This is a genomic window from Bifidobacterium sp. UTBIF-78, assembly GCF_006408945.1.
Classification (GTDB): Bacteria; Actinomycetota; Actinomycetes; order Actinomycetales; family Bifidobacteriaceae; genus Bifidobacterium; species Bifidobacterium myosotis.
Genome location: NZ_JFAO01000041.1, coordinates 19,378 through 35,010 on the forward strand (window position 1 = coordinate 19,378; position 15,633 = coordinate 35,010).

Consider the following 15,633-nt stretch of genomic DNA (forward strand, 5'->3'; position numbering starts at 1 on the left):
CGTCCGCGCGAGGCGTCCGAATGGCATGGATAACAGTTTGACAACAGTTTTCGGGTGCTCGCATGTTGGGGGCTTTTTCGGGTTTGGTTGACGATATAGTATCCTTCGGCAATTATGTTATCGCTAACAATCTAGCGCCCATATGGTGCATGCATCCGTGCTTTCCCGTCGCTGAACGGCTCCGTCATGCCATCCGTCATGCCCGTCCGCCATGTCATCGGACGGTGGTGATGGACGGTGTCGGATGATATCGGGCGGCATGGCGAAGCGTCACGAATGCCACAGGAACGTCAGAGAAGCAAGAGAAGTAATACGGAAGAAAGAGACACGAGGTTACTGCCGTGAGTCAAGTGACATCCACAAGTGAATCCGTTCAAACGGTTGAAGAAGAGGACGACCACCAGCGCCGCGGTTCCGGTCGCTACATCGTCGGTCTGGCTCTGAGCGCAGGTCTGGCCGGTCTGCTCTACGGCTACGACACGGTGTCCATCTCCGGCGCCATCGACTTCCTCCAGACCAAGTACGCGCTGAGCCCGGCGCTGCAGGGCCTGGTCATCAGCTCCATCATGATCGGCGGCGTGATTGGCGCCGGCTTCTCCGGCTTCCTGTCCGACAAGTACGGCCGCCGCAAGATCCTCATGTTCGGCGGTGCGTTCTTCTTCGTGGCCGCGTTGTGGAGCGCCTTCACGTTCAGCCCGTTCACGCTGATTCTGGCCCGTGTGATCGGCGGCATCGGCATCGGTCTGGCCGCGGCGCTCGCCGTCACGTACATCACCGAGTCCGCCCCGACCAACATCCGCGGCGCCCTGACCTCCGCCTACCAGCTGCTGACGATCTCCGGCATCTTCCTGACCAACGTCATCAACTACTTCATCGCCTCCTCCGGCAGCCATGACTGGGGCGTGGACTTCGGCTGGCGCTGGATGCTGGGCATCGGCGCCATCCCGGCCGCCATCTTCGTGGTCGCGCTGTGGTTCTCCCCGGAGTCGCCGCGCTTCCTCGTGCAGGCCGGCCGCGTCGAAGAGGGCTACAAGGTGCTCGAGCGCATCAACGGTTCGGACAAGGCCCGTCGCGACGTCGAGGAGATCCAGCTGCAGATCAAGTCCGAGCGCGAGGCCAACGCCAGCTTCTCCGATCTGTTCAAGCCCGGCCTGCGCAAGGCGCTGCTCATCGGCATCTTCCTGGCTATCTTCAACCAGGCCATCGGCATGAATGCCATCTCCTACTATGGCCCGGTCATGTTCTCCCACATGGGCTTCGGCGGCAACACCGAGTTCCTGGCCTCTTCGCTCGTGGGTGGCATCGAACTCGTGTTCACCGTGGTAGGCATGTACCTCATCGATACGGCCGGCCGTAAGAAGCTCATGGCCGTGGGCTCCGGCCTCATGGTGCTGTTCGCGCTTGGCATTTCCTTCTCCTACGCGAACAACTACCAGCTGCTCATGCTCATCTTCGTGATGTGCTTCACCTCCTGCTTCGCGTTCTCGATGGGCCCGATTCCGTGGATCATGATTCCGGAGCTGTTCCCGACCTACCTGCGTGGACGCGCCACCGGTATCTGCACGGTGTTCCTGTGGGCCACCAACTGGGCCATCGGTCAGTTCACCCCGATGCTCATCAACGGCATCGGCGGCATGGGCACCTTCCTGGTGTTCGCATGCACCAACCTAATCTGCTTCGTCGGCGTGATCACTTTCGTGCCGGAGACCAAGGACAAGACACTCGAGGAGATCGCCGAACTGTGGAAGCCTAAGGACGAGAAGCAGTCCAACGCGCAGCTTGAGGTGGTGCGCGCCACTGCCGATCTCAAGCAGGCCGAGGCCGATATCAAGGTGGCCGAGGCCGAGCTGGCCCGCGCCCGTCGTGCCAAGGAACGCGCGATCGCCACGAAGGCCGCAGCCGAAGCGCTGGTCGCCGCGCAGAAGCAGCGCTGAGCCGGTGCTCCGCGCTCGGGCAACGCCCGTATAGTGCCCATGCGGCATCCAGCGGTCTGTCTAACTAATAATTGAGAGCTTCGGCTGCTGTCTCGCTTTCCCCAGTCAGCTTCTGCCAGCCCTTCGCCAGAGGGGTCGATAACCACTCAGACAATTGTGAGACGGACCACTAGTCACCGCCTGTGTGAATCCATCGCTTATGGTGGCCTTGCGCAGGCGGTTTTTCATATGACAAGTCTGTGCGGCGTATCTGTGGCATATCAAGGTGACGGCGTTACGAACAAGTTGAATGCGGTAAATGCCACGAACACATCGCGTCACGCCGATCGGACGCATCCGATGGCGCTGTTGGCGCAATGCCCTTGCGCGCCCAAGAGGCTTTCGCATAGTGTGGCATAGGATTGCGCGCCGCGGGGCGCGTCGGCACAGACATGATGAGGGGAACAATGTTCGACAAACGACTATTCCAGATCGCGCCGGGAATCGGCCGGTTGGTGGCCGGCAAAGTGGCGCTGATGTGGGTCAGCCTGCTCGCCAATATCGGCTTCATGGTGGGCGTGGTCATGCTGCTGCAGGGGCTGCTCACCGCCGCAGATCCGCACATGTTCGCATGTGACGCCGCATCCCCGGCCGACTGCCCGACGAATCTGTTCGATGTGCCCGGCGCCGCCGTCGCGCCGATGGCCGGCGACCTCATGATCTACGCGGCGATGCTCATCGTCTGCGCACTCGTCCGCTACGTCGCCACCACCTGGTCGGCGCGGCTCGGCACCGAGGCCGCCGAGCGGGTCAAACTCGCTTTGCGCTCCAAACTGTACCGCAAGATGATCGCACTCGGGCCGTCCTACAAGTCCAGCGTGACCACCGCCGACGTGATCCAGTCCGCCGGTGAGGGCGTCGAACAGATTCAGAGCTTCTTCGAGCTGTTCCTGCCGCAGTTCTTCTACGCGATTCTCGCGCCGATCACGCTGTTCGTCGTCATCGCGCCCATCAACATGCCCTCCGCGCTGACCATGCTGCTGTGTGCGCCGCTCATCATCATCGTCACCGGCATGGTTTCGATGACCGCCGCGCGCGCCTTCAAGAAATACTGGGGCCGCTACACCGACATGGGCGCCGCCTTCCTTGACAATCTGCAGGGCCTGGAAACCCTGAAGAACTTCGACGCCGACGACCGCGCGGCCGCCGACATGGACCGGAAGGCCGAAGGCTTCCGCGTGATGACCATGCGCGTGCTGCAGATCCAGCTGCGCTCCCTCACGGCCATGGACGTCGTGGCGTACGGCGGCGCGGCGGCAGGCATCGGCGTGGCCCTGTGGCAGTACGCCCACACCAACGGCACGTATCAGCCCGGCACGGTCTGGTCGCCGATAATGTGGGCCGCCGACCTGAACGGCCCGCTCGCGTACGTGGCCTACGGCCTGCACTACCTGATGCCATTCGGCGCCGGCTTCCCGCTGAGCCTCACCGGACTGCTATTCATCATCCTGCTGTCCGCCGAATTCTTCATCCCGATGCGCCAGCTTGGCTCGTTCTTCCATGTGGCGATGAACGGCATGACCTCCACAAAGCGCATCTTCGCGCTGCTCGACACCCCCGAACCCGCGCACGGCACCGCCACGTTGCCGGCCGACGCCGATGATGGCGATGGCTATGGCGATGGCTATGGCGATGGAGACGGCCTGACCGTCGCGTTCGATCACGTCGGGTTCTCATACGATTCCGGCGCTGGAACCGGGGCCAAGCGTGATGCCGATACGGCGGCAAGCGCCAATAACAATGGCTCCGGTGAGCCCGAGTCAGCCGCGTCCGTTGCACCCGCCACATCACCGGCCCTTGCCGACATCACGTTCACCGCGCGTCCCGGTCGGTTCACCGCCATCGTCGGCGTCTCCGGCTCCGGCAAATCCACTGCCGCCGCGCTGCTTGCCGGCTCACTCATCGGCTACCACGGTTCGCTCGCATTGGGCGGCGTGGAGGTGTCCGAGCTGTCGGGGGAGACGCTGGCGCAATCCGTCACGTTGATTGGCGCCCGCAGCCACCTGTTCGCCGGCACGTTGCGCGAGAACCTGCTTATGGCACTGCCTGCCGGTGATGCCACAACGTCCGCGCTTGATGACCGTCTGTGGGCCGCGCTCGAACAGGCCCGCATCGCCGACTTCGTGCGCTTGCAGCCGGCCGGCCTCGACATGACTATCGAACCGGATGCCGCCAATCTGTCCGGTGGGCAACGACAGCGCATTGCCATCGCCCGCGCGCTGCTGCACGATTCCCCGGTGTTCGTGTTCGACGAAGCCACCAGCAGCGTGGACGTCGAATCCGAGGCGATGATTCTCGATACCATCCGCGAACTGGCGCAACGACACGGCAAGACCGTCATCATGATCACCCATCGCATGGCCAATGCGGAGCATGCCGATCAGGTGGTGGTGCTCGAGCACGGGCGTTCGGTTGAGACCGGCACGCATGCCGAGCTCATGGCCGCCGGCGGCGCGTACGCCAAGTTGTACGCCACGCAGGCCGACATCGAACGGTTCGCCGACGACCGACGCATCCCCGGCCTCGACACCGCCGACGCCAATGCGATCGGAAGCCATGCTACGGATTCGCAGGATCGCCTCGGCACGGATGACGGTTCCGGTCATGTCCTCCGGCCGTCCTCCGCCTCGGTCGTCGCTGCGGAATCCGGCCATGCGGCCGTGGCTGTGGACTCTGGCCACATGCCCGCGTTCGTGGGTGCAGGCTCGCAGTCGCCCGTCGCCTCCCAGCCGGCTCAAGCCCCGTCGCAGGACGCGGACGCGGCCCCTACTGTCGAGCGGCCCGAACCCACTTCGGCGGCGAATCCGTCTGCGCTGACCACCACTCAGGTGGTCGGCAGGCTCCTCAAGGAGGCCACGCCGCTGGCCAGACTGATGGCGGCGGCCTCCGTCTCCGGCTCCATCGGCCATCTTGCGGCCACATTCCTGCCGGTGTTCGGCATCATCGCGGGATTCGCGCTCGCCGGCAATCCGGTGTGGGGCATGGGCGTGGGCCCGGCCGTGGGAGGCATGATCGTCTGTGCGCTGCTGCGCGGCATCACCCGATACGTGGAGCAGTACCTCAACCACAACGTGGCCTTCCACCTGCTCGCGCTCTTCCGTTCCAAGGCTTTTGCGGCATTGCGGCGACTCGCTCCGGCCAAGCTCGCCGGCAAGGGCAAGGGCGACCTTATCGCCATGCTCACCACTGACGTGGAGCTGTTGGAGATCTTCTTCGCGCACACCATCAGCCCGGTCGTCATCGCCGTGACCACCACCGTGGTGTACGCCATCGTCATCGCCACGCTCAATCCGTGGATGGCCCTGATGCTCATCGCGTCCCATCTGATCATCGGCGTGGTCATCCCGCGGTTCTTCGCCACCGGTGTGCACAATCTGGGCCCGGTCATCCGCGGTGCGGCTGGTCAGCTGGACAACGTGATGCTCGACGACATGCGCGGTCTGGACGAGATCATCCGATTCGGTCGCGGCGAGGAGCGCGCGCAGGCCATCGAGGAGCGCACGCGCGCTCTGTGGCGTGACCACGCCAAGCTGAGCCGTGTGAACGGCAGGTTCGCCGGCATCGGCGGACTGCTGGTGTTCCTGCTTACCGCCATCGCCGTGGCCGTGGTGATTGGGCTGGCCTCCGCTGACCCGCACCGTATCCCCGCGTTGACCGCCGCATTCGTGCTGTTCGTCAGCTCCTTCGGCCCGACGCTGGCTCTGAGCGCGTTGCCGGCGAACCTCACGCAGACGTTCGCCGCCGCGCGCCGCCTGTTCGGCATCATGGACGAGGCTCCGGCCGTGGTCGAAACCGGTACCGCCACTCCTCGATACGAGGGCATGACGCTGGATCATGTCACCTTCGCGTATCCGAGGCCGGATGCTGCTTCGGTTGCCTCGCCGCGTGATGCTGAGGCGGCGAGGACCGCTGCTTCCAGCACCGCCATCCTTGACGACTTCGCGCTGGACATCCCGCGTCACGGCGTGCTTGGTATTCAGGGACCGTCCGGCCGAGGCAAGTCCACGACGCTTAAACTGCTTATGCGCTACTGGGACCCGCAGCGCGGCCGGGTATTGCTCTCCGGCACGCCGCTGCCCGAAGTCGATGCCCACCATCGCCGCCATATGCAGGCGATGATGAGTCAGGAGACGCACCTGTTCGACGGTACGATCCGCGACAACCTGCTCATCGCGTTGCCGGAACAGCAGATCGAGCGGGGCGTGGATGACGGCGTGTTGCGCGAGGCCCTTGCCAAGGCCTCGGTGCTTGACCTCGTCGATTCCCTGCCGGATGGTCTCGACACCCAGGTGGGCGAGCTCGGCGACCGGCTGTCCGAGGGTGAACGCCAACGCATCGGACTGGCTCGCGTGTTCCTGCGTCACGCCGACCTCGTGCTCTTCGACGAGCCGACGAGCCGTCTTGACGCGCTCAACGAGGCCATCATCCTGCGGTCAATTCATGCGCTGGCTGATGGCGGAGCAGGTGGCGATTCCGGCGCGGCCGTGGTCCTCGTCTCCCACCGCGAGTCCGCCATGCGTATAGCCGACCGCGTGCTGCAGATGTGACCTCGTAAGGCCTTCTACGCAGGCGGTTCACTAACCGTTCGGGCTCCCCGATGCAGTGTTCCGGTATCGGATGCCTGTGTCTGGGATGCGGAAAAGACGGAAGCCCCGATACCATGTGGGTATCGGGGCTTCTTTAATGGCCGCCTATGCCTTGATGAGCGCATCCAGCGAGTCAAGGGCCGCATCGATGGCGCGGGCTTCGCGGTCGTCCTTCGTCTCGGAATAGGACTGTCCGTCATAGGCGCTGTCGCCGGTAGGTAGCAGTACGCCGCGCGTTGAATCGATATCCTGGGAACGTTCGACCGACGATATCGAGGTCCGTCGTGTAACGTCGGCAGGCCGGGTGACGGCGGCATCGAGCATGGCATCGAGATCGGTATTGCGGTTGGCATCGCGGTTAGAGACGCCAAGCTCGGAGACACCGCTGGAATTGTCGACGTCGCCGGTGCTGTCGGTGCCGGCAATGCTGTAGGTCTCGCTCGCGGGGAGACGCGTGCTCGACCGCTTGAGGAACATGGACAGGTCATCGGGCAGTGTATCGGCAAGAGCATCGACCGCCGCGCGCGCCGCAGCCTCCTCGATTGCCGCAGTGTGCGCGGCCGATTCCGCGGATGTCTTGGCAATCGCGGAATCAAGGGAATCTGCGGAATCCATGGAGTTTCCGGATGTCGAGGACTGTGCCATGCCCGCTGCCGAACGCTCGTGTGCGGATAATGCGGTGTCGTCGGACGGGTATTGCGTGGACTGCGCGGATTGCGCGAACCGTACGCCGTTGGGCGAGTGTTCCGCCGCAGTCAGGGCGTCCGTGGCGTCGGCACCCGTCGTGCGTACGCCGGCGATGGCCTGTCGTGCCATTTGCCGCACGCCCTGCCGCACGGTTTGGAGTTCGGTCTGAGGCTCGGCTGACCGCGCGCGGACAGCCTTGGTCCGTTGATTCCGCTTGGCTTCGAGCCGCGCCTCCTTGGCCTGAGCCTTCGCTTGGGACTCGGCTTGTGCCCCCTCGGCCTCAGCCTGCGCTTTCGCCCCCTCGGCCTCAGCCTGCGCTTTCGCCCCCTCGGCCTCAGCCTGCGCTTTCGCCCCCTCGGCCTCAGCCTGAGCTTTCGCCCCCTCGGCCTCAGACTGCGCCTCGGCCTGCCGCGCCGCAGTCTCGATGTCGAAGATCTTCTGCTGCGCCGCGATGCGCGCATGCTGTGCGGCGGTCATGATGCCCATGGCCTGCACACGTTCGTTTTCGATGCGCCGCAGCGTCGCCTCGGCGTGACGGATGTTCGCGCCGGCCGAACTGAGAGCGTACCGCGCCGAGGCCAACTCCGTTTTCGGTTGCCAGAGATGCTCGATTTCCTCGAGCGTGCGCCCCATCGTCTCCGGCACCAGTAGGACGATGCCGAACAGGCACATCAGATCAAAAGCGCCGAAGATCGCGAACGAGACGCCGCCGCCCAGTCCATCGAGCATCATCGGCGTGAACTGGGCGATGACCCAGTTGGCGAACAACAGGCACATCACGCACAGGCCGGTGGCGCGGCCACGCAGATAGGTGGGGAACAGCTCCGGGATGACGATCCACGGGATTGGTCCCATCGAGAACGCGAACGATGCGGTGAACGCCATCACGAAGATGAGCGTGAGCAGCGGCCTGCCGGCCAGATAGGAGGCGGATATGCACAGCGCGAACAGGCACATCAGGCTGGCGCCCACTTCCATAAGCCGCTTGCGTCCGAATGTGTCGATGAGGTACATGCCGATGACCGTGGCGACCAGTTCCACGCCGCCCACGCTCGCGGCCGCGAGGAATTCGGTGTCGCCGCCGAATCCCATGTCCGCGAACATCACCGGGCCGTAATAGGAGATGGCGTTCATGCCGACGAACTGGTTGGCCACGGCGAGGAAGATGCCGATGCCCAGCGCCTTGAGCAGTCCGGGACGGAACAGATCATGGAATTCGTGGGACATCTCGTTCTCGAGCTTGACCGACGCGCTGATGTCGTCGGTGCGCAGCCGTGCCCGTTCGGTGCCGAGAATGTGCTCGAGCACCGTGAATCCCTCATTGGTCTTGCCTGCTTGGATGAGGAAGCGCGGGCTTTCCGGGGCGGCCATCATCGCCAGCAGGAATGCGGCCGCCGGAATCGCGCCGAGCCCGAGCATCCAACGCCATCCGGTGTCGACATCCCAGTCGTTCGTGCCATAGGAGGCGATGATGTAGTTGATGACGTTGGTCAGGAAGATGCCGCATACCGCGAGCATCTGATAGGAGAAGGAAAGCAGTCCGCGGATGTTGGTCGGCGCCGATTCGGTGATATAGGTGACGGCCAGCGCCGCGGTCAGGCCGATGCCGTAGCCGCCGACCATACGCGCCGCGATCAGGTCGATGGGGCCGACGGTCAGCGCGCTCCAGATCGCCGCGACGAAGAAGAACGCGCCTCCGATGATGAGGATGCGCCGTCGGCCGAACTTGTCGGACAGAAAACCGGCGGTCGCCGCGCCGATGACGGCGCCAAGCATGATGGAGGAGATCACGAAGCCTTCCATCAGAGTGTCGAGTCCGTATTTGGCCCGCAGGAATTCGATGGCGCCGGAAATGGAAACCGTGTCGTACCCGTATAACAGACCCGCAAGGCCCGCGCTCAGCGCCAGGCCGAAGGTGTACTTGCCCGACCCTTGGGTGCGTATGGTCGTTCCCAAAGGATTCCGCTGATGTGTGGCAGTCCGAAACAGCCCCGCCATATGCTTTCTTCCTCTCAACGCAGCTATGGGGGATACGTGCCCATATTAGGCGACCGGTTTCGCGGAGTGTGCGCGGATTCCACACGACACGCCGGATGCGGCACCCTAGCAGTGACTTTGACAAACAGGTACACAGGTGTATCATTGTCAGTGTTGGTACACGGGTGTACCAAGGAAAACACCCAAGGAAGGCGATTGGAGGATCATTCGCTCACCGTGTGCGAAGCAGGCCGTTGCCGTGCCCTTGCTCCGCATCGCGTCCGGCACGGCCGGTCCTCTGGGAAAGACCCGGTGGGGTGGGAGAACGGTTCCGCCGATACGGAAGGAGACAACATGCGCAACACCAAGAAGGCCATCGCGGCGGCCGCGGCCGTGGCAACGCTCGTCGGACTCGCTGCCTGCGGAAGCGGCAATGACGGCGACGCCACCGCCAATCAGGGTGACGCCAACAAGGCCGAGCTTGTGTTCTGGGGCTGGGATTCCGGCAACTCGATGAAGTCGATTCTCTCCGACTTCGAGAAGGCCAACCCCGGCATCACCGTCAAGTTCAACAACACCGGTACGGCCGAGAAGACCTCCACCGCACTGTCCAACGCGATCGCCGCAGGCAACGGCGCCCCGGACGTCGTCATGCTTGAGGACCCGACCGTCACCCAGTTCGCCGTTACGGACGGTCTGGTGGACCTGAGCCAGTTCGGTGCCGACAAGCTGGCCGACGATTTCGCCGCCGGTCCGTGGAACAAGCTGCAGTACAACAACAAGCCGTACGCGCTGCCAATCGATTCCGGCCCCGAGATGTTCTTCTACAACAAGGCCGTCTTCGACAAGGCCGGCGTGGACGGCGAGTCCATCAAGACTTGGGACGACTACTACGAGGCCGCCAAGAAGATTCGCGCCACCGGCTCCTACATCACCAATCTGGCCGGCACGTCGAACGACTACCAGCCCTTCACCGCCCAGATCTGGCAGGCCGGAGCCAAGCCGTGGACCGTTGATGGCGAGAACATCACCATCGACATGACTAAGGACGAGGGCATGCAGCGCTACATCAAGTTCGTCCAGAAGCTCATCGACGAGGATCTCGTGGACACCAAGACCCCGAACTGGTCGGACGACTGGAACCGCGAGCTCAACGACGGCACCATCGCCTCCCTGACCATCGGCGCCTGGATGCCGATCAACCTCATGTCCGGCGCACCGGACCAGGCCGGCAACTGGCGCGTCGCCCAGCTGCCGCAGTGGGAGGAAGGCCAGGAGGTCTCCGCCGAGGACGGCGGCTCCGCGCTCGCGGTCGTCAAGCTCTCCAAGAACCAGGCCGCCGCCTACAAGCTCGTCGAGTACCTGACCCACGGCGAGGGCGCCCAGACCATGGCCGACACCGGTACCTTCCCGTCCCTGAAGAAGATCCTCCAGTCCGATTCCTTCGTCGATCCGACCACCGAGGCCAACAAGAAGACCAACGACTACTTCGGTGGCCAGAACGTGAACGAGGTGCTCTCCGCGGCTGCCCAGCGCCCGACCGAGAAGTTCCAGTACCTGCCGTACAACCCGTTCGCCCAGTCCGCGTACGGTGACGAGGTCTCCAAGGCCTACTCCAAGGAGATCACCCTCGAGCAGGCGCTGAAGAACTACGGTGACAAGCTCGCCCAGCAGGGCAAGGATCAGGGATACACCGTCACCGTCAAGTAGGGCGGTTCCATGGTGCGGGTCGCAGATTCGTAGCGGCCCGGTCCTTCCCTCATCCCAGCGTCTGCCCTGACGGCAGATTCGCGCACAAGGCCCGCGGTCGGGCCCATCTCCTCTCGCTCGGCCGCCGTCCAATCGAAGGCGGGGATGCTCCCCAGTGTCCCCGCCTTCACCATGCCCGGAACGTCGAATGGGCCGGGTTGCGACAAGAATGTTGTAAGGAAAACATCGATTATGTCCGAACAAACAGTGGTTCCCGGTCTTCGGCCGCAGTCCGCAACGGGCCTTCTGCCCGAATTGGCGGCCAGTCACACATCCGAGGCGCGAGTGAACAAGCATAAGGCGGATTGGCGTGGCTGGAAGTTCATGTGGCCATTCGCGGTGGTGTTCGTGTTCGTGTTCATCGTGCCGATCGTGTACGCCATCTATATCTCGTTCTTCAAGAAGCAGATGGTGGGCGGCACGAAATTCGTCGGGGTCGAAAACTATACCCGCCTGTTCGTGGATCAGCAGTTCTGGAGTTCGGTGGGACGCGTGGCTTTGTTCACGGTGGTGCAGGTGCCGATCATGCTGTTCCTGGCGGCGGCGATGGCGCTGGCCCTGGATTCGATGAAGCTGCATGGCACGAAGTTCTTCCGCATCTCCACGTTCCTGCCCTACGCGGTGCCGGCCGTGGTGTCCACCATGATTTGGGGCTTCGTGTACGGCGCGAAGTACGGTCTGGTGGGTTCCCTGAACGACTTCCTCGGCACCGACATCGACGTGCTCAAGCCCAGCGTGCTGCTCGCCTCGATCGGCAACATCAACACATGGGAGTTCACGGGCTACAACATGCTGATCTTCTACAGCTCGCTGTCCACGATCCCGCACAGCCTGTACGAGGCGGCGTCGATTGATGGCGCGTCGGAGTGGCAAATCGTCAAGAGCATCAAGCTGCCGGAGCTCAAGGGTTCCTTGGCGATCACGGTGATCTTCTCGATCATCGGTTCGTTCCAGTTGTTCAACGAGCCGAGCATTTTGCAGAACATGGTGCCGGGCAACGCGATCACGACGTACTACACGCCAAACATGTACGCCTACAACCTGAGCTTCACCGGTAACCAGTCGAACTACGCGGCGGCCCTGGCGATCACCATGGCGGTCATCACGATGGGCATCGCGTATGCGGTGCAGCTGAACAGCATGAAGGAGCAGATGAAGTGATGATGTGCATGGCTGTTCCGGTTGCGATGGTCAAGGTTGTTCGTGCGATGGTGAAGGAGCGTGTGTGATGAGTGCTGCGACTACGGGCGCACCCGCCCGTTTGACGGATGCGGAGTTGAGGGCCCAGGAGAAGGCCGCGAAAAAGGCGGAGAGGGAGCGTCAGAGGCGGATTGCCGCCGACGAGAAGGCGGAGCGCAAGAGGAGCGCGAAGGCCGGGTTCGCGAACGTGAACAATCCCCGCCGTTCGACCCTGATGACGGTGTTGTGCGCGATTTTCGCCGTGTACTGCCTGTTCCCGTTTGTGTATCTGATGATCAACGCGACCAAGACGCAGGCGGACTTCACCTCGACGTTCGGCCTGGGCTTCGGCAAGTCGTTCGCACTGTGGGACAACATCGTGACGGTGTTTACCTACCAGGACGGGATCTTCGGCCGTTGGCTCATCAACACGATCCTGTACGTGGTGGTGGGCGCCGGCGGTGCCACCCTGCTGGCGATCATGGGCGGCTACGCGCTGGCCAAGTTCCGCTTCCCCGGCCGCAAGGCCGTGTTCGCCATCATCATCGGCGCCATCTCGGTGCCGGGCATCGCCCTGGCCGTGCCGCAGTTCCTCCTGTTTGCCAAGCTGAATCTAACCAACACGCCGTGGGCCATGATCATCCCCTCGCTGGTCTCCACGTTCGGCTTGTACCTGATGTGGATCTTCTCCGACCAGGCCGTGCCGGATGAGCTTCTCGAGGCCGCCCGTGTGGATGGCGCCGGAGAGTTCCGCACCTTCTTCCAGATCTCGCTGCCTCTGCTGGCTCCGGGTATCGTCACGACGGCCCTGTTCACGATTGTGGCGACGTGGAACAACTACTTCCTGCCGTTGATCATGTTGAAGGACGCGGACTGGTATCCGCTGACCATCGGTCTGAACCAGTGGAAGGACCAGGCCAGCACTGCTGGTGGTCAGGCGATTCAGAACCTGGTGATCACGGGCTCGCTGATCACGATCATCCCGCTGGTCATCGCGTTCCTGTGCCTGCAGAAGTACTGGCAGTCCGGCCTCGCCGCAGGCGCAGTCAAGGAATAGGCCCCGCGTAGGCGGGCTTCCCGCAGCAGGCTCTCCTCAGTCGCCTGCGACGACAGCTCCCCTCAAGAGGGAGCCAGGGAAACTGATGAGGGACGCTTCGTAGACGCCCAGCCGGGTGCGTAAAACGCAAACCCACACCGGCCACGAGCCGGTAGACAATAAGGATTTGATCGATATGACTGCTCGTAGGCCGTTCAGATGGCCGGCTCTGTTGACGGAGTCGGGGCGCGGCATCGCGTTCGGTGGTGATTACAATCCGGACCAGTGGCCGGACGAGATGGTCGCCGAGGACATTCGTCTCATGCGCGAGGCCAAGGTGAACACGGTGGCGTTGGCGATCTTCAGCTGGGATAGGATCGAACCGCGCGAAGGCGAGTTCACGTTTGACTGGCTGGATTCGGTCATTGACCGGCTCGGCGCGGCCGGCATCGCCGTGGACCTCGCGTCGGCCACCGCCGCCGCGCCCCTGTGGCTGTACGAGACGCACCCCGAAGTCCTGCCGATCGACAAATACGGGCATGTGGTCAATGCGGGCTCCCGCCAGAGCTGGCGTCCCACCAGCCCGGTGTTCAGGCAGTACGCGCTGGACCTGTGCCGCAGGCTCGCCGAGCACTACCGGGACAACCCGACCGTCACCGCATGGCATATGGGCAACGAGTACGGCTGGAACAACCGGTACGACTACTCCGATGACGCGCTGAAGGCCTTCCGTCTGTGGTGCGAGCGGAAATACGGCACTATCGAGGCGCTCAACGAGGCTTGGGGCACGGCCTTCTGGTCCCAGCACGTCAACTCGTTCGACGAGGTGCTGCTGCCACGCCACATGGGTGGCGACGCGATGGTCAACCCGCCCCAACAGCTCGATTTCGAGCGCTTCGGCAACGACATGCTCCTCGACTTCTACAAGGCCGAACGCGACGCGATCGAGGCGATCTGCCCCGATAAGCCGTTCACCACGAACTTCATGGTCTCCACCGACCAGTGCACGATGGACTATGCACAGTGGGCCCGAGAGGTCGACTTCGTATCCAACGACCACTACTTCCACGAGGGCGAATCCCACCTGGACGAGCTAGCCTGCTCGGATGCGCTCATGGACTCGCTCTCCGACGGCAGGCCGTGGTACGTGATGGAGCACTCCACCTCCGCGGTCCAATGGAAGCCGCTCAACACGCGCAAGCGCGCCGGCGAGCTCGTGCGCGACAGTCTGGCCCATGTGGCCATGGGCGCCGACGCCATCAACTTCTTCCAATGGCGGCAGTCCTCCTCGGGCGCCGAGGCGTTCCACTCCGCCATGGTTCCCCACGCCGGTGCCGACTCCAAGGTGTTCCGCGGCGTATGCGAACTCGGCGAGGCGTTGGAGACCCTCTTCCGGGCCGGCGTGCAGGGCACCGAACTCAGGCGTGCCAGCACAGCCATCCTGTTCAGTGCCGAATCCGAGTGGGCCACCCGCTCCCAGACGCTGCCCAGCATGAAGCTCAGCCACTGGCATGACGTGCGCGACTGGTACCGGGGGCTCCTCGACGCCGGCCGCCGCGCCGACGTGGTCCCCCTCGCCTATGACTGGAGCGGGTACAAGACCATCATCCTGCCCACCGTGCTGGTGCTCTCCGAACGGGACGTGCGCCGCATCGCCGATTTCGTGCGTGCTGGCGGCAACGTGGTGGTCGGGTACGCCACCGGGCTGGTCGATGAGCACTTCCACGCCGGACTCGGCGGCTATCCCGGCGCCGGCAACGGACTTCTGCGCGACATGCTTGGCGTCCGCAGCGAGGAATTCAACATTCTCGGGACGGAAGCCGAAGGCGAACCCGCGACGATTGGCCTATCCAACGGCCTCGAAACCCGCCTATGGCAGAACGACGTGACCTCCACGGCGCCCGACACGACCATACTGGCCACCTACGCCGGCGACGCGGCCTCCGATTGGGAGCTCAACGGCGTGCCGGCCATCACCAGTCACCCCTATGGGCAAGGTGTCGCCATCTACGTGGGCTGTGACCTCGACCGTCATGCCATCGGGCGACTTGCCGCCGTTGTGGATGGCCTGCCATGGTTCGGCGAACGCGCATGCGTCGAGCCGGGAGATTGTGGCGACGCGGCTGGGCCGATGGCTGTGACCGCGAACGCTGTCCCCTCGGAGGACGCGGCGGGCGCCAACGTTCCCGACCCTCGCATTCTCCATACCGTGCGTGAATCCTCGGACGGCGCCGTGCGCTTCGACTTCTACATGAACCGGGCCAAGGAATCCGTCGCCGTTCACGACGTGCCGGGCGAACCGATCATCGCCCACCGATGCAACCGCAGCCCAAGCGGGTCGGCCGGCGACATTGCCGATGGCATCGATATCACTGGGTCCGCCGGCGGCTGGCTGCTGCGGCGCAACGCCATCCTCGTCACCAGAACCGTGCGCCGGTAGGAATAA

At 63.7% G+C, this 15,633-nt stretch carries 6 protein-coding genes and 2 pseudogenes; 7 read left to right on the top strand and 1 reads right to left on the bottom strand.

Going from position 1 to position 15,633, the window contains the following annotated elements:
• Positions 1 to 341: 341 nt before the first annotated feature.
• The 3 genes and pseudogenes from BG22_RS08940 to BG22_RS11535 all read left to right on the top strand — a co-directional run.
• Positions 342 to 1,934, top strand: coding sequence for a sugar porter family MFS transporter (locus tag BG22_RS08940; RefSeq protein WP_258186294.1), 1,593 nt, complete (start codon positions 342 to 344; stop codon positions 1,932 to 1,934).
• 446 nt (positions 1,935 to 2,380) lie between these two features.
• Positions 2,381 to 4,472 (top strand): annotated as a pseudogene (locus BG22_RS11530) (ABC transporter ATP-binding protein/permease); the annotation flags it as partial.
• A gap of 317 nt (positions 4,473 to 4,789) precedes the next feature.
• Positions 4,790 to 6,520, top strand: a pseudogene (locus BG22_RS11535) (amino acid ABC transporter ATP-binding/permease protein); the annotation flags it as partial.
• A gap of 144 nt (positions 6,521 to 6,664) precedes the next feature.
• Here the strand turns inward: BG22_RS11535 and BG22_RS08950 are convergent.
• Positions 6,665 to 9,202, bottom strand: a complete 2,538-nt coding sequence (locus BG22_RS08950; RefSeq protein WP_258186295.1) for a sugar porter family MFS transporter — start codon at positions 9,200 to 9,202, stop codon at positions 6,665 to 6,667.
• Between the two features lie 375 nt (positions 9,203 to 9,577).
• On the opposite strand from BG22_RS08950, the gene BG22_RS08955 reads away from it, so the two are divergent.
• The 4 genes from BG22_RS08955 to BG22_RS08970 all read left to right on the top strand — a co-directional run bounded on the left by BG22_RS08955 (position 9,578) and on the right by BG22_RS08970 (position 15,627).
• Positions 9,578 to 10,933, top strand: a complete 1,356-nt coding sequence (locus tag BG22_RS08955) for an ABC transporter substrate-binding protein (protein WP_140494918.1) — start codon at positions 9,578 to 9,580, stop codon at positions 10,931 to 10,933.
• Between the two features lie 231 nt (positions 10,934 to 11,164).
• Positions 11,165 to 12,133: a carbohydrate ABC transporter permease gene (locus BG22_RS08960; protein WP_140494919.1), complete on the top strand. Its 969-nt coding sequence runs from the start codon at positions 11,165 to 11,167 to the stop codon at positions 12,131 to 12,133.
• Between the two features lie 67 nt (positions 12,134 to 12,200).
• Entirely contained in the window at positions 12,201 to 13,208 is a 1,008-nt protein-coding gene (locus tag BG22_RS08965) for a carbohydrate ABC transporter permease (protein WP_181163467.1), read from the top strand.
• A 175-nt stretch (positions 13,209 to 13,383) separates the two neighbouring features.
• Positions 13,384 to 15,627 (top strand): beta-galactosidase, encoded by a 2,244-nt coding sequence (locus BG22_RS08970; protein ID WP_140494923.1) that lies wholly within the window; start codon positions 13,384 to 13,386, stop codon positions 15,625 to 15,627.
• Positions 15,628 to 15,633: the final 6 nt, after the last annotated feature.

Excerpts from the sequence above, each read along its gene's own strand:
- BG22_RS08955 (WP_140494918.1), top strand. The coding sequence starts at position 9,578 with ATGCGCAACACCAAGAAGGCCATCGCGGCGGCCGCGGCCGTGGCAACG.
- BG22_RS08960 (WP_140494919.1), top strand. The coding sequence starts at position 11,165 with ATGTCCGAACAAACAGTGGTTCCCGGTCTTCGGCCGCAGTCCGCAACG.
- BG22_RS08965 (WP_181163467.1), top strand. The coding sequence starts at position 12,201 with ATGAGTGCTGCGACTACGGGCGCACCCGCCCGTTTGACGGATGCGGAG.
- BG22_RS08970 (WP_140494923.1), top strand. The coding sequence starts at position 13,384 with ATGACTGCTCGTAGGCCGTTCAGATGGCCGGCTCTGTTGACGGAGTCG.